The organism is Spartinivicinus poritis (assembly GCF_028858535.1).
GTDB lineage: Bacteria > Pseudomonadota > Gammaproteobacteria > Pseudomonadales > Zooshikellaceae > Spartinivicinus > Spartinivicinus poritis.
Genome location: NZ_JAPMOU010000017.1, coordinates 37,995 through 61,336 on the forward strand (window position 1 = coordinate 37,995; position 23,342 = coordinate 61,336).

The following is a 23,342-nucleotide window of genomic DNA, read 5'->3' on the forward strand; positions in this document are numbered from 1 at the left end:
TGGCTATGTGCTGGGCTTTTATTTTGTCAGGGGGGGCTGTCAGAAAACATAGTACGTTTTGCTGCATCCGAGCAAGAGCCCTATATTGGACAAAACTTATTAAATAATGGTTATGTTGCTGAACTGGTGAAAGAAGTTTACAGTCTTTCTGGCTATCAAACTGATATAAAATTTTATCCATTAGCCAGAGCAAAAGAGTTAGCAAAGCAAGGTAAAGTCGATGGGCTACTGCCCTTTTATCACCAGAAAATAACGAGTAATGTATTTGAGCTATCTAACCCTTTTCCTGGAAGCAGTATTGGATTAATAAAAAAGAAATCATTACAGATTGGAAGTTTCTCTGATTTGAAAGATCGTTCTTGGCATAAACTAGTATTTACAGATAAGTATAAGTTTGGTGCGGTACGAGGAACAGAGGATATTCTATCAAACTATAGTGAAGCTCAAACTTTAAAGCTTGATCTTGTTAGTAGTGATATCCAAAATATTGATAAACTTATCGCCAATAGAATAGATTTTGCTGTAATTGATAAATATACAGCAGCTGACTTGTTAATTAATAAACGGCCACATTTTATTGGGAAGCTTGAGTTTATGCCGCCTCCCTTGCTTCAAAGTAATTTTTATGTTGCTTTTTCTACTAAATCTGAGAATTTTAAAAAAAATATAAAAATATTCAATAAGGGATTGAAGGTAGCTACTGGTAATGGAATACTAACAAAAATTATGTTAAAGCACGGTTTGATGTCTGAAGCAGCTAATGATACCTCTAAACAAAAATTAACTATTGGCACCGTTAATAATAACGATATGATCCTGATGAAAGGATTATCCAAGCACTTTGAGGCCATGCATCCTAATATCACATTGGAGTGGCGAATTCTTGATGAAGATATTTTACGTAAGCGTTTAATGGGAGACTTGGCAATAGCAGATGGTCAGTTTGATATAATGACAATAGGTACTTATGAAACACCAATCTGGGCTAAGCGAAATTGGTTAACACCGCTACATAGTTTTCCAAAAGAATATGATATAGATGATATCATTGAAAATGTTAAAAAAAGCCTATCTTATCAAGATATAGTGTATGCACTCCCTTTTTATGCAGAGAGCTCTGTGACTTATTATCGTACTGATTTATTAAAAAAAATAAATATTAAAATGCCGCTACAGCCTACCTATGATGAAATAAAACAAATTGCTGCTGAAATCCATAATCCTACTGAACAGACATACGGGATATGCTTAAGAGGAAAAGCTGGCTGGGGTGGAAACATGGCTTTGCTAAGCACAATGGTAAATACATATAATGGCCAATGGTTTAATACCAAGTGGATGCCTACTCTGGATACTGCTCCATGGCATGAAGCAGTATCTATGTATAAAAATTTAATTATAAATTATGGGCCACCTGAGCCTATTAATAACAACTTTGTAGAGAATTTGTCATTATTTGCTAATGGCCAATGTGGTATCTGGATTGATGCTACAGTTGCTGCTGGTTTGTTATTTAATCCAAAATATTCAAAAGTATATGATAAGTTTGGTATTGCTAATGCACCAGTAGCTAAAACGTCAAAAGGCGCAAACTGGCTTTGGTCATGGGCATTAGCTATCCCTGCATCATCTCATAAGAAGGAAGCAGCATTTAAGTTTATTACTTGGGCAACATCAAAAGACTATATAAAACTGGCTGCACAGCAAGAAGGGTGGGTATCTGTGCCTCCAGGCACAAGAAAGTCTACGTATCAACATAAAGACTATTTGCAAGCAGCGCCGTTTGCAACGTTTGTATTCAATGCAATTCAATCTGCTGATCCACATGAGCCTACTTTGACTCCATCACCTTATATTGGAATTCAATATGTAGGGATTCCAGAATTTCCTGCTATTGGACATCAAATAAGCTTAAAGTTGGTTGAGGTATTAAAGGGGCGAATTAGTATTGAGCAATTTTTAAAAGAAAGCCAAGATATTGCAAAGCAACAAATGCAGCATTCTGGATATATCCTTCACGAATGAATTTTAGTTTTCGTTGATATTTATATTTATTCGAATGGGTTAAACCACAAAGATGTGTCATTTAGTAATGACTCTTTTGTGAAAAGAGGATTATGTAGCCTGAATAACTTTCTTGACTTCAGCTTGGCCCTTTTTATAGCTTCTTCATTATGTTTCCAAAACCACTTGTCATATTGACCATTAGTTTTAATTAACTCAAAACCATGTTTGATTCTTTTTTCTAGTTGTGGCTTTTTTTTGGAAACATAGAAGAATTTTGGCCAAGGATAGTATACTAAGATATCTTGCTCAATATGTAAGTTTGGTAAGCGTTCTATCCGGTCATCGTATTCCTCTGGAGCTTCATTAACGCCTCGAGAAAAGTAGTCAACCCTTCCTTTAGATACCATATCAAATAAGCTTTCATAGTCTGTACTAGTTTGAACATTTATATTATTCGCTCTGAATACTTCCACGTCATTCCAAAAGCGTCCTTGGGCTACTGTAAGCTTCTTCAGCTCATTCAACGTTTTTAATTTAGAAAATTTTGGCTGATCTTGTTTGCGGATGATAAAAATACGATAACCTAATAAGCCTTTTCTAATGGGTTGCCAAATAGGAATTAAATACTTTTCAAGATAAGGAGTGGCGCTGCTCCAAATTACATCATAGGCTGATCCATGCGTTATTAAATATCGAAGCTTTGCTTCATTGACTTTCTCTTCATGTGAAACCAACTCGCATGCTCCAAAATCTTTTTTTGAAGCATCAATGATGATATGTAGTAATTCTTCAATATCAAGCTCCCTTTTTGTAGACTGTGGATATATTACTTTTTCGGCAGAAAAGGCACTAAATACCAGCAGAAAGCATATAAGAGTACTCAATTGAAAATAGCATTTATACAAGTTGACTTCCTACTCATTTTGTTCATACATTGAGCCTAGCAGCTCTGTGTGGAAAGTGTGACTATCTAGGTTTGTTATGGGCTTCATATTAGTTGTGGTATTGAACGTAAGTATCAGATGATAGGTTAAAATGTAGTCATGTCTACTTTTATTGACTATGGGTTTAGGATTATAAGCTGCAACGTATTTATGCTGAAAAGATAACCAACAACAAAGCCGCAGAGAATTGTTCCACAACAAAGATAAGTTTCTATTGACTGATGCGCTCTAAAAATGTTACATAAGCGTAACTTTTTAAGTTATGCTATTTCATTAGCAGTGGTATGGTTATTGAGAGTCAATCATCACCTAACTTGAAGAAGCAAAAAATAGCAGCAATAAGCAGAGAGAGTAATAGGTAGATACTGGCGTATACGGTGAAGAATTTTTGTCGACTATTAATTTGATTTAATATATTGGCAGCCCATAACTTTTCAATAAGTTAGAAAAAATCTTATAAAGGAAAGCTAACGGATTTGAGTTCTTTACAATTAACTTATATCCGTCGCGAATCATTTTTAGGTTTTTTTATGATCACCAAGGATGGTGGGAATGCAGTTTATGCAGGAGCATTTAACTGTCATCGCTCCTCACCTAAAAACCCTTCGCATTGGATATATATAAATTAGTGAGTGAAAAACTGTATAAGAAATAATAACGATTCATGAGCAAGCTGGGCTCTATAGACGCTTATTTGCGTAGTTTTCTGTGTCTTTATCCAATACCTACAACCTGTAAGAGAGTATTAAAAAGTAAATAGGCATATAATTGCTTATAGTCAATAATGATTATCATTTGCTTTTGCTGGAGGGTTTATATTAAAATTTGATTTTACTTTGTAATAAGTGCGAATTGAACTGTGCAAAAAATAAAACTTATATGTTTACTTCTAGTTTTGTATACATGCTCCATTCTAGCCTCTAATCAACATGATGCACTCACTCTTTCAGCATCTCCTAAGCGTATTGTAGTACTGGAATTTTCTTTTGTTGATGCTCTAGCTTCAATCAATGTATCCCCAATTGGCGTAGCTGATGATAAAGATACTGAGCGGGTAATACCCGAGGTACGGGCTATTATCAAGCCCTGGACTTCCGTTGGAATGCGATCTCAACCTAGCATAGAAGCAATTGCACAGTTAAATCCTGATTTAATTATTGCTGATAAGCAGCGTCACTCGGCGATTTATGAAGATTTATCAAAAATTGCTTCAACTTTATTGCTGAAGAGTCGAGGAGAAAGCTATCAAGAAAATCTTCAATCGGCGCTAAAAATAGGTGTTGCACTAAATAAAGAACAACAAATGAAAGATCGCATTAATCAGCATGAAGCAGTGATGTCCAAGTACCAAGCTAAATTTTTGCAGCAGGATAAAGTCCAATTTGCTGTGGTAACTGACAAAGGTATGTGGATGCATGGCCCGTTGTCATATGCTGGTGGGGTTATTGATGCTCTGGGCCTAAGCAGTCCTATTTCACAACAGATCAATAAACCCTATATTGAAACCAGCTTGGAGCAATTACTGAAAATTAACCCAGACTGGCTGCTTATTGGACCTTATAAAAACGAAACTGTAATTGATGAATGGGAAAAAAATCCTCTGTTTAGAATGCTTTCTGCTGCTCAAAAAAAACAAATTATCAAGGTTTCGCCTGCTTTATGGTCGCTGAATCGAGGGATGATTGCTGCTGAAATCATTGCAAAAGACTTAGATACACTACTTAATAGCCAATGAGTCCATTTAAACTTCTTCAGCCCGCTTTATGGCTATTTTTATTAACCACGGCAGTTGCTGGATACATATTTTCTATGATCGCCTGGTCCAGCTTTGAGTTAAGCGTTTCTGACTTATATGGCTATTTATTTGCCTTTGATAGTAACTCTGTAGAGCATCAACTTTTAGCAACTTTACGAGCGCCACGAGCACTCGCCTCGTTCTTGATTGGTGCTAATTTGGCTATCGCTGGGGCTATCATGCAAAATTTAACGCATAACCCTCTTTCATCACCAACCATTCTGGGTATAAATGCAGGAGCAGCATGTTTCATAACTGCCGCAAGTATCGGTGTAATTGGTTTAGCACAATTACCCACAACCGTTAATGCACTGCTTGGTGGTACATTGAGTGGTGTATTGGTGATGCTGCTAGGCGGTTTTTTTTCAACTAGATCTCACCCACTTAAAATTATTCTGGCTGGTATTGCTATAAATGCTTTATTTGTTGGTTTGACTCGTACATCAGTCATATTGGCTGATGATTCAGCTTATGGAGTAAGTTGGTTGGCGGGATCAGTCGCTTATATTGGCTGGCGAGAATGGCAAAGCCTTTGGCCTATTAGCTTGGTTGGCTGTGCTTTAGCTATTTACTCTATCCGCGGACTAAATATGCTGACACTAGGTGATGAGGTAGCAAAGGGGCTGGGGCTTAATATCCAGCTTACGCGTATTATTGCTTGTATTTCAGCTCTATTATTGACCACTGTGAGTGTTGCCGTTGCAGGTCCAATTGCTTTTATTGGCCTTTTGGCTCCTCACATAGCCAAAATACTGGTGGGCAACAACTTTATCTTTCTCTTACCTGCTTGTGCGCTGCTGGGCGGTAGTTTTTTAATTTGGGCAGACGGTTTTTCCAGAGCCATTGTGTTTCCAGCAGAAACGCCTGTAGGTGTAATGACTGCATTAATAGGTTCACCTTACTTTATCGCATTGTCATTAAGGAGTCGCTTATCACACGCACTCTAAAAATATTTTATTTAGCGACTCTTTTATTAGCTATCAGTGCTGCAGGTTTATTTGTTGGTGCTAGCGAACTTAATTTAATGCAAGTGGTGAAATCTCTGCTGTATGGCGGTGAATTTGATTTTATTGTTAATCAATATCGTTTACCACGTATTTTTTTGGCTATTGGTGTTGGTGCTGGCCTTGGAATATCTGGCGTATTAGTTCAAGGGATAATTAGAAATCCACTTGCATCACCAGATCTAATGGGAATTAGTGCAGGTGCAGGCTTTGTAGCAACAGCACTACTTGTTTATCAGCCAGGTGTACCACTTTACTTGCTATCAATAAGTGCCATGTCAGGAGGGCTGATAGTAGGAATCCTGATTATTCTGATAGCTAAAATAAACCAACCAACGCCAGCTAGGTTGGCTTTAGTTGGTATTTCTGTCAGTGTTTTTATTTCCAGTGGTATCGATCTTTTACTAATAATTCATCCGGTTGAAATCAACACTGCAATGGTCTGGCTAACAGGCAGTTTGTGGGGACGAAATTGGCAACATGTGCCTTTTATTTGGTGGAGCCTCATAGTGTTGGTTTTACCTGCGTTATGGCTAGCATGGCGCCTGGATATAATGGGGCTTGGTAAAGAAAGTGCAGAAGTACTGGGAATACAGCCTGCGAAAGTTCAGGTTTTAGCATTAATCATAGCGATATTACTTGCCAGTATTAGTGTATCGATTTGCGGAACCATTAGTTTTGTTGGTTTGCTTGCACCTCATATGGCGCGTTTACTATTTGGTCATTCCCACCGTTTTTTACTTCCTGCTGCTGCTTTCTTAGGTGCTTTACTCGTGTTGGTTGCAGATATATTAGCCCGTGGAATTCAGCCTCCCATTGAGTTACCTGTGGGAATCATAACTTCTCTGATTGGTGCTCCTTATTTTATTTTTTTGCTGCATAGATACAAAGGCTGGTAATGATATCAACGCATAAACTTTATGTTGCTTATGGAAGTAAAAATATCGTTAAAGATCTGTCAATTTCCATACCCAGCGGAAAAATAACAGTATTAATTGGCCCTAACGGCAGTGGCAAATCCACCCTACTTAAAGCTTTGTGTCGAATTAATAAAGCAAAATCAGGTGAAGTGCTCATTGATCAAACACCTCTGAATAACTATCCAAGCAGGCAACTAGCACAGCGTTTGTGCCTGCTCCCTCAACTCTTACATAGCCCAGAAGGTATTACGGTGCGTAGACTAGTTGAGTATGGTCGTTCTCCTTATATCTCTCATTGGGGTGTACTAAATAAACGTGATCGCGTTTTGGTGGATGAAGCTATGCAAGAAACTGGTGTTTTTGAGCTTGCAGAGCACAAAGTTGAATCATTATCTGGAGGTCAACGACAGCGGGCCTGGGTTGCGATGGTTATCGCACAAGATACTGAAGTAATAATGCTGGATGAGCCAACGACCTATCTTGATCTGTCACACCAGGTGGAACTCATGAAGCTGATGCAAACCATGAAAGAGAAGGGAAAAACTATAATTCTCGTACTGCATGATCTTAATCAGGCTTGTCGTTACAGCGATTATTTGGTGGTATTAAATCAGGGGGAGGTTGTAGCTGAAGGTTCACCTCAAGAAATTTTCTCGCAGTCTTTACTCAAACAAGTTTTCAATTTGGATGCATTAGTCGTAAGTGATCCTGTTTCATCCACACCAATGTGTGTTCCACTTTAACCCAATTGCAGTTTGCTTTGATGATAAACATTCTTCATAAGAAGTATTAATTAAAAATACGACGAAAATCGTTTAATAAAAATTATTTTCTACCACTCAACAATTTTAAATGTGAGGTTGTTTTGAAGTATACACATTTATCTCTTTCATCCTTTTGGGGAGTTGTAATATTTTTACCCTATGCAGTGTTTGCTGAAGAACCGTCCTCAGAAGAAGATTCTTCGTATCAAATGGATTCTGTTGTCGTTACCGCTACTCGTTATGCGCAAGATATTGATAAAATTGCTGGTGCGATTTCTGTCATTGACTCAAAAGAGCTTCAACAGCAAACCTTAGTTGCTGATGACCTTACCAGTGTAATTGCTAACCTAGTACCCAGTTTTACTCCAAGCCGTCAGAAACTATCTAACCAAGGAGAAAATATGCGTGGCCGTAATGTGCTCATTATGGTTGACGGCATACCACAAAATAACCCATTACGTAATGGTAATCGCTATGGATACACCATTGACCCTTCGATGATTGAGCGTATTGAAGTCATTAACGGCGCTAGTGCCGTACAAGGGATAGGAGCAACAGGCGGTATTATTAACTACATCTCTAAAGGGGCTAAACCTGGTGATGAGTGGAAGCAGACGATTGGCTCTCGTATTACATCCAACCTGCATAATGATGGGGCTGGCCATAAACTCCACTATAGCTTAAGTCAGTTTGATGAGCATTATGATCTTTTTTTAGCAGGATCCTGGCAAGAGCAAGGTTTGTACTACGATGGAAATGGTAAACCAATTGGTATGAATCAAATCCAAGGGGAAACACAAGACTCGACTTCCTATAATGGGCTATTTAAAGGAGGCTACAAATTTGATGAAGGGAGTCAGCGTTTAACGTTTTTTGCTAATCAATACAGGCTTAAAAGCAACAACAATTATATTGCTGTACCAGGTGATTTTAAAAAGGATATACCTGGCACTGTTACCAAAGGCAAGCCTGAAGGTAAGCCAGTCAGCAATTCAATGGATATCTACAGCCTGACGTATAATCACTATGACTTGGCCGAAGGCTCATTAACAGCCAAGTTATTTATGCAAGATTATAATGCTGTGTTTGGTCAAGCATTGTGGTGGCCAACTCCTGATAAATCTCAAGACCAGGGAGTAATCAAGTCTTCCAAAAAAGGTTTTAAACTAAGCTACGAGCGTAGTGACCTTATTGATATAGACGATATCTGGGTAGCAGGTCTTGATGGGTTACAGGACGAAACCACTCAGGAGTTGGCCCAATCAGGATTGAAAGTAACACCACTGATGCAGTACCGTAGTTTGGCACCTTTTATCCAAGGTGACTTCATGATAGGGGAAAACCTTCGCTTGTCTGGTGGCGTTCGCTTTGAAAATACTTGGGTAAAAGTTGATGATGGCAAAACACTTTATGGATTTGGAAATGCAGGCCAGCACAATGTTGATATCATTGGTGGAGAGCAAAAGTTTTCAAAAACAGTCTTTAACGTGGGGGCAATATACAATTTCACGCCTGAGCTAAGTACTTTTGTCAGTTTTAATCAGGGTTTTGGTTTGCCTGATATAGGGCGCATTCTTCGTGGTAATTGGGTAGGCGGCAATTCTCCAAATAATAAGGGTAATGCACCTATTAATTTCAATACTATGCCAGCTGTAGAGCCTGTGGTTACTGATAATTATGAGGTAGGAGCGAGTTATCGCAATGATAGTTTTGCTATATCTAGCAGTATATATACGTCAATAGCAAAAGATGGCGCAAATCTTAAGCTAAACAGCGCGGGAACCTATGATGTCGAGCGCCAACGTACTGAAATTAAAGGCTATGAGTTAAAAGCAACTTATCATGCATTGTCCAAAACAAAACTACAGACGATGTATTCCCATGTTGAAGGTCAGGTTGATACGAATGGCAATGGAGATGTTGACAGTGATATGGATCTTAGAAATTTATCTCCAGATCGGCTGATGTTAGCAGTAGATCATGAGTTTAATAATAATCTGTCTGGTCGTATTCAATATAATCACTTATTCAGTCGGGAAAAAAAAGCTAACGGTGCAGGCTCCAAACAAAATTTTGATGGCTATGGCCTAGTCGATTTTAGTGTGAATTACAATATGGGAAATTATGGGCGTATTGGTTTTGGTGTTGAGAACGTCCTAAACAAAAATTATATCAACTATTTTAGCCAAATCCGTAACCATTCAAGTTATTACTTCTCTGGTAGAGGGCGTACATTCAGCCTTAGCTATGAGTTTGATTTGTAGCTTCTGTATAAAAAAATATTCGAATAAATTTATAAGTAGATAGCCTGATTGTTTTCTGAGTTGATTTTTGATTGGCTTGGTAATGAAGGTTTACTTCAAAAACATTAATAATAAGTGGTTTGTGAGGTCTGTAGTGAAGATTTTTTATGTGTTAGTAATTTGTTGTTATTTCTATTCGTTGCCAGTATTAGCAGAAGTTTATAAAAAAGTTGCTCTTATCTCAGTGTCATCACAATATGATGAAGAAAAAATTGATAGCGTGGCTGAAACATTACTGGAGAGTGGGTATAGCGTTTCAAAAAAGTACCTAAACCAAGTGGTTTCTGACTTCGGTTATGTTAATACAGATAGCGCCAGAGCAGAAAATTTAACGAAGGCTTTATTAGATAGCGAGATAGATATTATCTGGTTTGTTAAAGGAGGTGGTGGCGGGATAAACCTTTTACCCTATCTTCATAAGGAAAAAGAAAGGTTATTATCAGCAAAACCTAAAATTTTGGTTGGGTTTAGTGATGTTACAGCTATTCATTCATTTGTTAATGAGACCTTGAAATGGAAATCTTTGCATGGTGTTGTTGCTAGCTATAATAAAAACAATAAAGATAAAGATGATAAAACACCAAGAGTAAACGACCTAGAGCCACTCCCGTCAGTGGAACAAATAATGACTAAAGGGGTATCTTATCAAAATGTATTGCCTCTAAATGCTTTAGCAAAGAAAGGGATTGCTGGTGAGCTAAGGGGTGGTAATTTTACTTTGGTGTCTTCATTATTTTCTACAATATATGAACCAGACTTATCAGGTAAAGTCCTGCTCTTAGAAGATATAGGTACTTCATTTCGCCAACTTGACCGCAGCCTTCACCAGCTTCTTTTTATGAAAGAGCTAAATGTCAGCGCAATAATATTTGGACAGTTTTATCCTGTTGACCCAACAGATGAGCAGCGGCTAATTTACAAGTCTGTGATTAAACAGTTTGCAGAAGATTATAATAAGCCAGTATATTATTATCCTTATGTCGGACATGGAAGAAAAAATCACCCTCTCATACTGGGAACTAATGCTACTATAAACTGTACAAAAGAGTCAGAGTATTGTTCTATTAATCAATAATAAAAATAGATACTTAATTTTTATTATGTATACCTATCATGAATTATGTTTAGGTGTAAAAATAAGGTGGTATATTTTCTCAGCGAAGGACTATTGGTTAGCCAACAACTGTAAATGTAGCGATAACAACACTAGTTGACTTAAAAGTGTTTGCTGTAAATCACCGAGTGATGAGTTTCAGCGGCACTTTTATATAATAAATCTACTGCAAGTTATACCTTAAACCGCTTAACTTGCTCATCAAGTTGGCTGGCTTTATCCAGTAGCTGAGTTGTCGCTTGGGCATTATTTTGAGTTTGGTCAGTAGCGAGCTGAATGAGCTGAGAAACTTCTTCAATGGTGGATGCTATTTCATGAATAACATTGGACTGCTGTTCTGTTGCTGTAGCAATGGATATAATCATACTGGCAACATCATTGACATGGTCAACCACTTCCTTAATTGACTGGCCAGTAGCTTGGGCATTTTCAGTACCTTGCTCGACTAGCTTGATGCCATTTGCCATCAATTTAACAGCCTCACTGGTTTCTAGTTGAATGGATTGGATGGATTGGGTAATTTCTTCTGTGGAAGTACTGGTACGCTGAGCCAACTGTCTTACTTCATCGGCTACTACAGCAAAGCCACGACCTTGCTCTCCTGCCCGAGCGGCTTCAATTGCTGCATTAAGTGCTAATAAACCAGTTTGCTCGGCAATAGCACTAATCACTTCAGTAACACGACCAATTTCTTCACTTCTGGCATTTAAGTTTTCCACCGCCCGATTACTGCTTAATACCGACTGTTGAATTTCGTTGATAGTGGCAATAGTTGCAGTAAGTTTCTCCCCACCTTCATTGGCAATATTGGCAGAATCTTGGGCATGGTGTGATGCTTCTGCTGTATTTTGAGCAATTTGGTTGGCCGAAGTAGATAGCTGGTCGACAGCACTGGCAATAGTGGTTATTTTTTCATTTTGATGAAGCATGGAATCAACAATCTGTTTATTGGCACTGGTTAATTGAGCTGTGCCTTGGTTGACGTCCTGAGTTGTACTATTCATTTGCTCAACTAATTGACGCAGTTGCTTAGCCATTTGATTAATAGAGTTTGTTAGACGGCCTATTTCATCTTTTGTGTGGACGGGTAAAAGCTTTCCAGAAAGATTACCTTCGGCAATTTCACTTGCTTTACGGTTTAATGGTTTTAATACGTTTACTAACTGCTTGCTTAGCACTAAGCCAATCAGAATACTGACTATTAATACTGCTATGCTTGCTGTGATTACTGTAAGACTGATTTCTTCAATGGCTTTACCTAATAAATTGGAGTCTTGCTGGGTTAATTGATTTTGCTGTTGGATTATTGCATTAACTGCCTCAGTTATTTGTTCTACTCTTGGTACTGCCTCTGTGGCCATTAAATGGTTAGCTTTATTCCAGTCTTTTGCCTTACGTCGTTTGATAATTTCTTCTGGTAGGGGTGCAAACATTTGTCGCATTTCTAGGTAGAGCTTCCAGATGCGCGACTCAGTGTCTGTAAATAAGTAGGTCATTTCCTTGAGCTGCTCTAACCTTACCTGGTTTTTCTTCCAGTTTTCCTGATATTTTTCAGCAAAATCATTATCACTGGTAATCACAAAGTCTCTTATGCTTGAAATACTATTACTCAAAGAGCTGTGGCTATCAGCAAATAATTTCAGTAAATGTTTGCGCTTGGGAGTCGCAATTTGTTGGTCTTCTTCGTCAATTAAAATGCTGAGCTGGTCTAAAGCAGTTTCGGCAAAAGGCCCGGCATCATTGAGTAACAACGTAATGGCTGGAATATTTTCTTCAGTATGACTGATAGCTTCTATTTTATCCTGCCATTGCTGCAGCTCTGTCATAAGTGGATTAAGTTGGCTTAAGTGGTCGTTTAGCTGTTGATCTTGCTGGTTGGGTTGATTTGATAATTGGCTAAGCTGCTGTTGTGATTGCTGAATTGCTTGCCAGGCAGATGCTCGTCTTTTCTTAAAGTGCTCTGCTTTATCAGACTGGCTACCTAGAATTAAATAACCTCTCAAAGAAGCAATTGAAGCATTTAAGCCGTTAAGCAGCTCTTTACTCGCATTAACTGTTGCAAAACGGTGCTCAATCAGGCTGCTCTTAGCCTGGTTGATTTGGGTTGTGCGCTGTAATGTTAAAACAGTCGTGACTGCTATTAGCGCAATAATAATACCAAACCCAATTGCCAGTTTTGTGGTGAGAGTGAGTTTCATTGTTGGTTTTCATGTAATCAGCACTTACTACTGCTTCAAGTGTAGATGATAGGCAAAGATTTAAGTAGCAATGGCTCTAGACAGTAGCGCTACACTTTTAATGCTGGCGTAGATAGCTTTGCCTGACTCCAGTTGTAGCTGCTGGCACGACTTACTGGTGATCAGTGATAATATCCGTTGCTGTTTGATGGTTAACTCAATCAAACACAATCCATCAGCAACATTGGTTATTTTGCTGATAGTGCAAGGAATGCTGTTTAATGCGCTGGTGTTATGATTGGGTTGCAGTGCCAGGCTGACATCTTTGGCAGGGATTTCCAGGCGGATACGGTTGCCTGGTTTATAGGGTAGTTGGTGCAGACATACTCTAAACCCGTCCAGGTCAAAAAAAGACAGGTGATGCTGCTGGTCGTGTTCGGTTAAATTTCCTTCTACAACACTCACCATATGGTGTAAATCCAGCCGTTGTTGTGGCAGGTAGTGGCTTAATTGAAAAATATCAATATTGGCTGTGATATTTCCCTCTTCCATTAAAATAACCTGATCTGCCAGCTGATTTACTTCATGAATATCATGACTAATTACCAGCCAGGGAATCGCTATTTGTTGGGCAAGATGGTGCAGGCTGCTCCAGATTTCTCGACGACTGGCCCGATCAAGGGCAGTTGAGGGTTCATCCATTAATATCAGCTGGCAGGCTGCTAACAGGCCTCGGGCTATAGCTACGCGTTGTTGCTGACCACCTGATAACTCATAAGGATAGCGATTAATCAGTTTATCTAAACTTAACAGGCTAATCGCATCATTCAGGCTAAGGTACTGCTGATAGCCATTAAGCCGACGTCTAATTGCAAACTTCAAGTTATCCAATACAGTTAAGTGGGGAAATAGTCGTGCGTCCTGAAATACATAACCTACTCCCCGTTGATAAGCTGGAGTAAATATTTTTTTTTGGCTATCAAGCCAGGTTTGCTCACTTAAGGTAATTTGTCCCGTTGCTTGTTGATTCAACCCAGCGAAAGTTTCAAATAAAGTCGTTTTACCACAGCCAGAAGGGCCAAAAATGGCTGTAATACCCTGGTTGGTAACTTTTCCAGCAGCGCTTAATTGAAACTGATCCTGGTTATTTTGCAGTAAACATTGAACGTTAAAGCTTAACATGGGCCGTTGGAGAGTTAGCAGCTTGATTATTACGTTGCAAGCTGTACAACAGCCATAACAACAGAAATGAAAAGACCAGTAAAATCCCTGCTAGCCAGTGGGCTTGTTGATAATTCAAAGACTCTACATGGTCAAATAACGCGATTGATAATACCTGGGTTTCGCCAGGGATATTACCACCAATCATCAATACCACACCAAACTCACCAACGGTATGAGCAAAAGCCATACTGGTGGCAATTAAGAAGCTGCGTTTGGTCAGGGGAATGATTAGGTTAAAGAATTGATCCCAACGATTGGCCCCCATACTGGAGGCGGCTTGTAATAACTTAATATCCAGCTGGTTAAAGGCAGCCTGTAATGGTTGCACCATAAAGGGTAGAGAATATAACACTGAGCCAATGACTAACCCTTGAAAAGTAAAGGTAAGTGAACTCCCTGTCAGTTGTAACCAAGTATTACCAATAAAGGAGTTGGGTGAAAAGGCAATTAATAAATAAAAACCCAGTACCGTAGGAGGTAAAATTAATGGCATTGCCACGAGTGCTTCAACCATATTACGAAAACGGCTCCGACCATGAGCAAGCCACCAGGCAATACCAGGGCCGATTAGTAATAAAATAATGGTGGTGACTAAAGCTAGCTGCAATGTAAGTTTAATGGCTAGCCAGTCTTGTTCGGTGAGTACATCCATTATAAGTAGTTAATCAGTAAATAAATTGAGTTGCTGCTGAACTATGGTCAGGCTTTAATCGTCGTCGGAGCTGGTACCATAACCATTACGTTGAATAATGTTGTGGCTATCCGAGCTTTTTAGAAATGCAATGAAGTCGACGGCTGCATCATTGGTAATGGCATTTTTTAGTAAAACAGCTTGCTGAACAATTGGCTGGTAATGCTTTTGGGGTACAACCCAATAAGTATTGTTTTTAAGAGTAATCACTTGTGATAGAGCAACCAGCCCTAAGTCAGCATTGCCACTGGCAGTAAATTGATAGGCTTGAGCAATATTGTTACCCATTACCACTTTATATTTTGCTGCTTCCCATAGCTTTAATTTTTTTAAGCTTTGTTCAGCAGCCATGCCATAAGGGGCCAAGTCAGGATTGGCAATACTAATAAAGCGACTATTGGTAATTGCTTGGCCTAAACTACCTTGAGTTAAGTGGAAATTATCTTTGGGGTGCCAGAATACTAATTTACCGTAGGCGTAGGTAAAGCGACTATTAGGTATAATTAAATTTTCTTTATCAAGCAACACTGGGCGGCGCTGATCGGCTGCTAGAAATACATCATAAGGCGCACCATTTTTTATTTGAGTATATAGTAAACCAGTAGCACCAGAACTTACTTTAAAATAGGTCTTTGGGTTATTTTGCTTATAATGGCGAATGAGTTGATGAAGGGTATTTTTAAAGTTAGATGAAACAGCAACAGTTATGTTGTTTTTGTCAGCAAAGGCTTGCTGACAAAATAAAGTCAGGATAAGCGTGAAGAGTCCTTTTATTTTAGTCATGAACTAAGACCTTATACTTCTATTCAAGAGCTGCCCTATTTTACCCTGTAACTAGCCTGTATGTATTTTCCCTGCCTTTTGTAATGTTTACAAAAGTAAGAAGGGTAATGTAATTGGCTGAAGCAATATATGTCAACGTCTTGCCTGAATATTTGCACTAGTTCCATTTTGGTGTTTTTGCTATACACCATATGTCGACTTTTTGCACTCCTGCATCTTTTAGTAATCGACTTACTTCATTAACAGTTGTTCCTGTGGTGACAACATCATCAACTAAGGCAAGGTGGCTTGGTAAAGGTTGGCTTGTTAACTGAAAAGCATGGCGGATATTAGTCTGCCGCTCTTTTGCTGATAAGCCAGTTTGGGCACTGGTTTTTTTATGTCGGCGAATAAGGTGGCGATGCAAAGGTATATTTAGTTGCTTACTTAATTGTTTGGCAATTAATAAGGCTTGATTGAAGCCTCGTTGTAATTCGCGTTTGCGGTGAAGTGGGGTAGGTATGATGAGTTCTGGCCATGGTTCACCAGTGTAAGTGCTAATGAGCTTTTCTCGTAATAAAGTGGTTAATGCCTGACCACAAATCAGCTTACCATTGAATTTATACTGGTGAATCATGTGGTCTATAGGAAAACTGTAACAAAAGGCGGGGATACAGTGATCAAATTTGGGGGGCTGTGAATAACATCGCCCACAAACCATATCTTCTGTTTTAAAAGGCAGTGGCTCCGCACAAAGACGACATGGGTGCGCTATTCGTGGCAACTGCTTAATACAGTCTTGGCATAACCGGTGATATGCATCACATGATGCCTGACATAACCAGCAAGAGTGCGGTAGTGAAAGGTTGTTTTTTATCCATTTGTAAACCTGATTGATCATTTTGGGTTGACAGATAGTCTCTCCTTTATATTATGTCGTCCATACCCTTCGCGAATAACTTTTAGGCTTTGTTGTCGTCGCTTTTCACCCCAGTCACTTAGTTTTACCTAAGCTCCTGGGGGCAAGTCTGCTACTGTATGACTTGCGGTAGCTACTTTAATTTATATAAAAGTGCTACTGGGACTCATCGCTCGACGGCCTTGCCTAAAAGCTCTTCGCTTTGGCTAATTATATTATGAAGACTAACTCATACAGCCGGTGATGTAGGATAACGAAAATGACTGCCACAGCTTCTAACGCCAAACTTATACGTCATGACTGGGGCTATGACGAAGTTAAAATGCTGTTCGATCTGCCATTTAATGATCTGTTGTTTCAGGCGCAAACCATTCATCGGCAATTTTTTGATCCCAATGCAGTGCAAACCAGTACATTGCTATCAATCAAGACTGGTGCATGCCCTGAAGACTGTAAATACTGTCCACAAAGTGGTCATTACAACACAGGTTTAGAAAAAGAAAAGTTACTGGCTGTTGAGCGAGTACTGGAAAAGGCCAAAGAAGCCAAGCAAGGCGGCGCAAGCCGTTTTTGTATGGGCGCTGCCTGGAAGCACCCTCGTGAAAAGGATATGCCCTATGTGCTGGAAATGGTGAAGGGGGTGAAGGCATTAGGCTTAGAAACCTGTATGACTCTGGGCATGTTAAAGAAAGAGCAGGCGGATCAATTAGCAGAAGCTGGGTTGGATTATTACAACCATAACCTAGATACCTCACCTGAGTTCTACGGCAGTATTATTACTACACGTACTTATCAAGACCGTCTGAATACATTGGGCAATGTCCGTGATGCGGGTATTAAAGTTTGTTCTGGCGGCATTATTGGTATGGGTGAAACCTTAACTGACCGCATTGGCCTGCTAGCTCAACTTGCCAACCTGCCTCAACATCCTGAAAGTGTGCCGATTAATATGTTAGTAAAAGTAGAAGGCACACCACTGGAAAATGTCGAAGATTTAGATCCTATTGAATTTATCAAAACCCTTGCTGTGGCTCGGATTATGATGCCTGCTTCCCATGTACGCCTATCGGCAGGGCGAGAGCAAATGTCTGATGAAATGCAGGCACTGGCCTTCTTTGCCGGCGCGAATTCGATATTTTATGGAGAGTGCCTGCTTACCACTGCTAACCCAGAAAAGAATAAAGACTTAATGCTGTTTAAGCGGTTGGGTATCAAACCAGAGCAGCGTATTGAAAAGTCGGATGAAGAACAAACCTCGAATATTTTGCAAGCGATTCAAGACAAGCAAAATAGCGAGATGTTTTACGACGCTGCACAGCCAAATCAGTAAGTAGCTGGTGTATAGATGACAGATTGGAGCCGCCTCACTAGCCGCTTGACCCAACGTCAGCAGCAACAGCTTATTCGTCAGCGAAATACAGTCGAAACGGCTCAAAGTGCAGAAATCATTAGTAATGGTGAAAAGCTGCTGAATTTTTGCAGTAATGACTATTTAGGACTGGCCAACCACCCCCAGGTAATTACTGCATTGCAACAGGCGGCAGTTGAGTATGGGGTAGGTAGTGGAGCCTCACACTTGGTTAGTGGCCACTCAAAGTTACACCATGAGTTGGAAGAAGCATTAGCTGAGTTTACTGGTCGACAGCGAGCACTGCTGTTTTCCACTGGTTATATGGCCAATGTTGGGGTTATTAGCGCCTTAGTTGAAAAAGGCGATGTGGTGCTACAAGACAAGCTTAATCATGCCTCGTTAATTGATGGTGGCTTATTGTCAGGGGCTCGTTTTACTCGTTACCTCCATAATGATCTGGCTAGCTTAACCCAAAAGCTTCAGCAGCATCAGACAGGTCAACAGCTGATCGTTACTGATGGAGTGTTCAGTATGGATGGAGATATTGCCCCGCTTACTGACATTGCAACTGTGGCTAAACAACATAGTGCCTGGTTAATGGTAGATGATGCCCACGGCTTTGGTTGTCTTGGCCCAAATGGAGAAGGCTCAGTCACTGAGGCAGGGCTAGCGGCTGAGGATATCCCCATATTAGTTGGCACCTTTGGTAAAGCGTTAGGCACTAGTGGGGCTTTTGTTGCTGGGGATGAGGTATTAATTGAGTCGCTCATCCAGTTTGCTCGGCCATACATCTACACCACAGCAATGCCCCCTGCTATTGCTGCGGCTACTTTGGCCAGTTTAAAGCTGGTGCAAACTGAAAACTGGCGGCGAGAAAAGTTGCAACGGAACATCAGCCAGTTTCGCTCAGGTGCTAGCCATCTTGGTTTGCAGTTAATGGAGTCAGTTACCGCGATTCAACCAATTGTGGTGGGTGATGCCGAAGCAGCATTAATGCTTAGCCAGCAACTAAAAGCCCAAGGCATATTAGTGACAGCTATTCGCCCACCCACTGTACCAGTGGGAACTTCTCGGCTGAGAATAACCTTATCAGCCAGCCATTCTGAGCAGCAGGTAAATCAGTTGCTGGAGTCGTTAGAGCAAGCCTGCAAACAGTTTAAAACCACTTCCAGCCGGTTGAATTAGCAGTATGTCAGTGAATTATTCAGCATCATATTCCTTAGTATTAATCCCTGGTTGGTCAATGCCTGCAGCTACCCTTGAATCACTTGCTGACTCCTTATCTGCTGAGTGGCCTGTAACGGTTTTAAAGTGGCCTACTGAATTGGAAGTTTGGCAGTACCAAGATCGCTTACTTGATGCGATGGCAGTCCAGTTACCAGAAGGGCCAGTTGTATTGGTGGGCTGGTCATTGGGAGGGCAACTAGCGAGTTTGTTGGCTGGGCTTATAACTAAAGCCAATGGGTATGGGGTAACAGGGTATTCTGAAGCTGCTGTCTGGAACAGCTTTAGCTCTAAAGGCCAAGGATGGCCTTTTAGAGCGGTGGAAGAATGCGCTGTTATTCCATATCAGACACTGAATCTAGCATCATCTACCCTCACCCAGAGGGAGAGGAGGGGGCAAGCGGCCTTAGTTACCTTGGCCAGTAACCCTTGTTTTGTTGCTAACCAAGACTGGCCTTTTGGCATGGCTCAACCAACCTTCAATGCTTTCCAGCAAGGCTTTAATCAATTACCCACTAAAACCCTAAAAGAGTTTTGCTTGTTAGTAGCAAAAGGGGCAGGTAAATGTCGGGCTACAGCAAAACGGCTCCAGCAATTGCAACCTCAGGCAGGTTTGAGCAATGAAGTGCTGGCAGAAGGGCTTAAACTGTTGGCAACTCTCGATACGCGAAATCTGCTTCAGCAGTTAACTTGCCCTCAACTGCATCTATTGGGCGCTAAGGATGCTTTAGTGAACCACCAGTTGGTTGAATGGTTTCAAAAGCAAGAAATACCAGTAGATATGCTTGCTAACTCAGGCCATTACCTAATGGCTGACACAGTCGAGCTGGTCAGTAAAATAAAGCAGTTTGCAATGGGGTGTAATCAGTGATGAAAAGATTGGATACACTCGACTGGTCATGGGATGGACCAAAGCTATTGACTGGTGAATATCACCCTGCAACTCATGAAAGCCAGCATTCAGCTGCTGGTGAACAAGCCATTATTGATAAACAAAAAGTTGCAGCGGCTTTCAGTCAGGCTGCGCCCTGTTATGACAGTGCTGCAAAGCTGCAGCAACAGGTGTTGAAACGGCTAGTTCAGCAACTGCCGGACTTACCAGATAACTCGGTTATTGCTGATCTAGGTTGTGGTACAGGCAAAGGTTTGCAGCAACTAACCCAGCGTTATTCTTCGGGCCAATTATTAGGTTTGGATTTGGCCTATGGTATGTTAGCCCATGCTCGGTCTCATAAACGTATTTCTGCAAATTGGTGCTGTGGGGATGCAGAGCAACTGCCTTTACGAGCAAGCAGCATTGATTTAGTTTTCTCCAGTCTAGCCATTCAGTGGTGTCAGTCTTTCCCTAAGCTGCTAAGCCAGATAGAAAATACCTTAAAGCCAGGTGGTTTTTTTGTATTCAGCACGCTAACTGAAGGTACGCTAACTGAGCTAAACCAAGCCTGGCAACAGATTGATCACTATGTTCATGTTAATACCTATCCTTCCGTTGATTGGCATCTTCAGCAGATTCAGGCCAGTGGTTTTCAAACAGTTGCAGCGATTAATAAGCAGGAAGTGGTTTATGAGCAAAACCTGAAAGTGGTATTGCAAGGGTTAAAAAATATAGGTGCAGGTACTGTCAATGGAAGGCGTCGATCTGGACTAATGAGCCGTGAGCAGTATCAGCAACTAACGAGCCAGTATGAAGCTTTCCGACAGTCTTCGGGTCTACCAGCTACTTATCAAGTTTTCTATTCAATTTTAAAAAAGCCCAATGACTAAACCATTTTTTGTTACTGGTACAGATACTGAAGTAGGCAAAACCCTGATTAGCTGTGGTTTGCTACACAAAGCTCAGCAACAGGGGCTTACCACTATTGGATTAAAGCCTGTGGCCGCTGGATGTACCCAAACGGCTAATGGTTTGCAAAATGAGGATGCGCTTCGGCTACAGCAGTGCTCCACAGTTAAGCTGCCTTATCAGCAGGTCAACCCTATTGCGTTAGAACCACCCATTGCACCACATATAGCGGCGGCTGAAATTAACAAACCCATTCGTGCTGATAGATTAGTTGGTTATTGCCGGGGGGCTTTAATGCAGTCGGCAGACTTTAAGTTAATTGAAGGTGCTGGGGGGTGGCGAGTACCCCTCAATTATCGAGAAACACTAGCCGATGTAGCCAAACAGCTTCATTGCCAAGTGATATTGGTAGTTGGAATGAAGCTAGGCTGTATCAACCATGCCCTATTAACTTATGAAGCCATTATGAGAGATGGTTTAACCGTGGCAGGCTGGGTAGCGAATCAAGTACAGCCTGAGATGTCGCGTTTGGAAGCCAATATCGAAACCCTTCAACAAATGCTGCCAGCACCTTGTCTTGGGGTGGTACCTTATCAAGAGCTGCCTACCGCTGAGAGAGTTAGTGAATACCTAACAGCGCCGAGTTTGTAGCCTTATTTATAACAAGTCCCCTTATTATGAAAAATCCATTTTATCGAGCAGCAGCGGCTTGTGTTTAAATAATCTACAGAGCTACAAGTTTGGTCTATGGAAGTTGATTAGGAGGGCTAACCAATGCAAGTAAACTCTGCTTTTGGTGCAGGTTTAGCAGGTATTCAACGGGGTATGCAAGGGTTGCAGGCATCAGCGGAAACCATTGCAGAGGCTAATGCTCGTGATAGTTTTTCCATGAATAAAATTACGGAAGCTATTGTTGACCTAAAGGTAAACAAACATACCGTTGAAGCGTCAGCCAAAGTAATAAAAGCGGCTGATGAGAATATGGGAACCTTGATTGATACACTGGCGTAATTAGCCATTTCTAACAACTAAAGCTAAAGCTGATTTACAAGCAGCCGAAACAACATTCTATAAAAATGGTCAAACCCTCGTAAGAGGTGAATACAAATGCAGGTAGTTACTCCAGTTTTAATTCCAACGGTGGTAACGCCTTTTTCTCCACCGGGTAAACCTTCGGATGCCATTAGCCGGGCAGAAACCGAGGCCACTACCTTTGCGCCTATTGACCAAACTCCAGAGCTTTCCCCCAAGCGAGAAATTGAACAATCTCCTTCCTCATCTGAAGAACAGGCACGTAACCGTCAGCAAGAAATTGTGCAGGCTCAGCAAGAAAGAGAAGAGCAAAGCTCACAACAGATTCAACAGCAGCCTAATCAACAAATTCAAGAGCAACAGCAACAAGCTCAGGAACAGCAGCAACTTGAGCAACAACAGCAGGCTCAGCAGGAACAACAGGATTTAGCTGTTATTAGAGAACTGGCTCGACGTGACCGTGAAGTCCGTGCTCATGAGCAAGCCCACCAGGCCGTGGGTGGCCGATTTGCGGGAGCGGCTAGCTTTACGTTTCAGCGCGGACCAGATGGTGTTGCCTATGCTATAGGAGGTGAAGTACCGATTGATGCTGGGCCAGTAGCGAATAACCCAGAAGCAACCATCCAAAAAGCACAAACAGTTCGACGAGCAGCATTGGCACCCGCACAACCATCTGCACAGGATCGAGCAGTCGCAGCACAAGCGACTCAGCTAGAGCTGCAGGCGCGACAAGATTTAGCCATCCAACAGCAAGAAGAAGCAGCAATTGCCGAGGCGGAGCGTCAAGCTGATGCAGAGTCAGACGAGGTAACTGCAGAAACCACTACAGCAGAGGCTTCAGAAACAACGCAAAATACCGAAGAGGCTCAAGCAACGGTTCAGGCTCAACCTGCAGGTGCTGAAGAAACAACCACAGTACAAGCTGAAATAGCAGAGCCACAAACTGAGCTGAATCGTCGAAACCTTACTGTCTATAATGATTTTGTTGAGCTGGCCAGAAGCAGCCAACAGACAAGCCAAACCCCCATTGATTTAATTGCATAATACTCCCAAGGCTTAATTATCCTTTGGTTAGCCTAAAACCTCTTTCCCTATTCATAGTCATAATGTGAAGACTGGTTTTTAAAAGTACCTGTTTTGTCTTCTATGTGGCTTACTAGTCAATAAAAACACTAGGTTAGAAAAACAATCATGCTTGACAATAGACAAAACTGAACTTATGTTTTAAACAATTGTTTGATTTTATGGGATTTCGATCACTGAGCCTAATTCAGAGAAGTGATCACTAAGAAAGCTAAACTATCAATATATCCAGGGTATAACGAGAA

20 protein-coding genes and 1 pseudogene are annotated in these 23,342 nt (G+C 40.8%); 14 read left to right on the forward strand and 7 right to left on the reverse strand.

All coding sequences use genetic code 11. The features are described from left to right. Positions 1 to 126: 126 nt before the first annotated feature. Positions 127 to 2,025, forward strand: a complete 1,899-nt coding sequence (locus ORQ98_RS14155) for an extracellular solute-binding protein (RefSeq protein ID WP_425347689.1) — start codon at positions 127 to 129, stop codon at positions 2,023 to 2,025. A 26-nt stretch (positions 2,026 to 2,051) separates the two neighbouring features. Here ORQ98_RS14155 and ORQ98_RS14160 read toward each other — a convergent pair whose 3' ends face one another. Beyond that, positions 2,052 to 2,891, reverse strand: coding sequence for a type 2 periplasmic-binding domain-containing protein (locus tag ORQ98_RS14160; protein ID WP_274689463.1), 840 nt, complete (start codon positions 2,889 to 2,891; stop codon positions 2,052 to 2,054). A gap of 919 nt (positions 2,892 to 3,810) precedes the next feature. Between ORQ98_RS14160 and ORQ98_RS14165 the strand changes: the two genes are divergently transcribed. The 6 genes from ORQ98_RS14165 to ORQ98_RS14190 all read left to right on the forward strand — a co-directional run bounded on the left by ORQ98_RS14165 (position 3,811) and on the right by ORQ98_RS14190 (position 10,812). Then, positions 3,811 to 4,686: a Fe(3+) dicitrate ABC transporter substrate-binding protein gene (locus ORQ98_RS14165; RefSeq protein ID WP_425347690.1), complete on the forward strand. Its 876-nt coding sequence runs from the start codon at positions 3,811 to 3,813 to the stop codon at positions 4,684 to 4,686. After that, the gene (locus tag ORQ98_RS14170; protein WP_274689465.1) at positions 4,683 to 5,693 is read left to right on the forward strand and encodes a FecCD family ABC transporter permease; all 1,011 of its coding nucleotides are present in this window, start codon (positions 4,683 to 4,685) and stop codon (positions 5,691 to 5,693) included. Before ORQ98_RS14165 ends, ORQ98_RS14170 begins: the two co-directional genes overlap by 4 nt. 32 nt (positions 5,694 to 5,725) lie before the next feature. Further along, positions 5,726 to 6,649 carry a FecCD family ABC transporter permease gene (locus ORQ98_RS14175; protein ID WP_274689534.1) on the forward strand — a complete coding sequence of 308 codons (924 nt, stop codon included), beginning with the start codon at positions 5,726 to 5,728 and terminating at the stop codon, positions 6,647 to 6,649. Beyond that, positions 6,649 to 7,413, forward strand: a complete 765-nt coding sequence (fecE, locus tag ORQ98_RS14180; RefSeq protein WP_274689466.1) for a Fe(3+) dicitrate ABC transporter ATP-binding protein FecE — start codon at positions 6,649 to 6,651, stop codon at positions 7,411 to 7,413. Before ORQ98_RS14175 ends, fecE begins: the two co-directional genes overlap by 1 nt. A gap of 122 nt (positions 7,414 to 7,535) precedes the next feature. Continuing rightward, positions 7,536 to 9,698 carry a TonB-dependent receptor gene (locus tag ORQ98_RS14185; RefSeq protein WP_274689467.1) on the forward strand — a complete coding sequence of 721 codons (2,163 nt, stop codon included), beginning with the start codon at positions 7,536 to 7,538 and terminating at the stop codon, positions 9,696 to 9,698. 148 nt (positions 9,699 to 9,846) lie between these two features. After that, complete coding sequence (locus tag ORQ98_RS14190) at positions 9,847 to 10,812, forward strand: LD-carboxypeptidase (RefSeq protein WP_274689468.1); 966 nt, start codon at positions 9,847 to 9,849, stop codon at positions 10,810 to 10,812. A 212-nt stretch (positions 10,813 to 11,024) separates the two neighbouring features. On the opposite strand, the gene ORQ98_RS14195 is transcribed toward ORQ98_RS14190, so the two are convergent. The 6 genes and pseudogenes from ORQ98_RS14195 to ORQ98_RS29610 form a co-directional block, all read right to left on the reverse strand. Beyond that, positions 11,025 to 13,049 carry a methyl-accepting chemotaxis protein gene (locus tag ORQ98_RS14195; RefSeq protein ID WP_274689469.1) on the reverse strand — a complete coding sequence of 675 codons (2,025 nt, stop codon included), beginning with the start codon at positions 13,047 to 13,049 and terminating at the stop codon, positions 11,025 to 11,027. A gap of 60 nt (positions 13,050 to 13,109) precedes the next feature. After that, entirely contained in the window at positions 13,110 to 14,210 is a 1,101-nt protein-coding gene (gene modC / locus ORQ98_RS14200) for a molybdenum ABC transporter ATP-binding protein (protein ID WP_274689470.1), read from the reverse strand. After that, on the reverse strand, positions 14,197 to 14,904 hold the full coding sequence (gene modB, locus ORQ98_RS14205) for a molybdate ABC transporter permease subunit (protein WP_274689471.1): 708 nt from the start codon (positions 14,902 to 14,904) through the stop codon (positions 14,197 to 14,199). Before modB ends, modC begins: the two co-directional genes overlap by 14 nt. Positions 14,905 to 14,958: 54 nt before the next feature. Beyond that, entirely contained in the window at positions 14,959 to 15,726 is a 768-nt protein-coding gene (gene modA / locus ORQ98_RS14210) for a molybdate ABC transporter substrate-binding protein (RefSeq protein ID WP_274689472.1), read from the reverse strand. Between the two features lie 157 nt (positions 15,727 to 15,883). Then, complete coding sequence (locus tag ORQ98_RS14215; RefSeq protein ID WP_274689473.1) at positions 15,884 to 16,342, reverse strand: ComF family protein; 459 nt, start codon at positions 16,340 to 16,342, stop codon at positions 15,884 to 15,886. A 78-nt stretch (positions 16,343 to 16,420) separates the two neighbouring features. Next, positions 16,421 to 16,606 (reverse strand): annotated as a pseudogene (locus ORQ98_RS29610) (double zinc ribbon domain-containing protein); the annotation flags it as partial. Positions 16,607 to 16,883: 277 nt separating this feature from the next. On the opposite strand from ORQ98_RS29610, the gene bioB reads away from it, so the two are divergent. The 7 genes from bioB (at position 16,884) to ORQ98_RS14250 (ending at position 23,058) form a co-directional block, all read left to right on the forward strand. Next, entirely contained in the window at positions 16,884 to 17,954 is a 1,071-nt protein-coding gene (gene bioB, locus ORQ98_RS14220; RefSeq protein ID WP_274689474.1) for a biotin synthase BioB, read from the forward strand. A 15-nt stretch (positions 17,955 to 17,969) separates the two neighbouring features. Then, on the forward strand, positions 17,970 to 19,160 hold the full coding sequence (gene bioF, locus ORQ98_RS14225; protein WP_274689475.1) for an 8-amino-7-oxononanoate synthase: 1,191 nt from the start codon (positions 17,970 to 17,972) through the stop codon (positions 19,158 to 19,160). A 10-nt stretch (positions 19,161 to 19,170) separates the two neighbouring features. Continuing rightward, positions 19,171 to 20,070, forward strand: a complete 900-nt coding sequence (locus ORQ98_RS14230) for an alpha/beta fold hydrolase (protein ID WP_274689476.1) — start codon at positions 19,171 to 19,173, stop codon at positions 20,068 to 20,070. Continuing rightward, the gene (bioC, locus tag ORQ98_RS14235) at positions 20,070 to 20,963 is read left to right on the forward strand and encodes a malonyl-ACP O-methyltransferase BioC (protein ID WP_274689477.1); all 894 of its coding nucleotides are present in this window, start codon (positions 20,070 to 20,072) and stop codon (positions 20,961 to 20,963) included. The genes ORQ98_RS14230 and bioC overlap by 1 nt, the downstream gene beginning before the upstream one ends. Further along, positions 20,956 to 21,633: a dethiobiotin synthase gene (gene bioD / locus ORQ98_RS14240; RefSeq protein ID WP_274689478.1), complete on the forward strand. Its 678-nt coding sequence runs from the start codon at positions 20,956 to 20,958 to the stop codon at positions 21,631 to 21,633. The genes bioC and bioD overlap by 8 nt, the downstream gene beginning before the upstream one ends. 123 nt (positions 21,634 to 21,756) lie before the next feature. After that, positions 21,757 to 21,993 carry a hypothetical protein gene (locus tag ORQ98_RS14245; protein ID WP_180569302.1) on the forward strand — a complete coding sequence of 79 codons (237 nt, stop codon included), beginning with the start codon at positions 21,757 to 21,759 and terminating at the stop codon, positions 21,991 to 21,993. A 96-nt stretch (positions 21,994 to 22,089) separates the two neighbouring features. Beyond that, complete coding sequence (locus tag ORQ98_RS14250; RefSeq protein WP_274689479.1) at positions 22,090 to 23,058, forward strand: putative metalloprotease CJM1_0395 family protein; 969 nt, start codon at positions 22,090 to 22,092, stop codon at positions 23,056 to 23,058. Positions 23,059 to 23,342 lie beyond the last annotated feature (284 nt).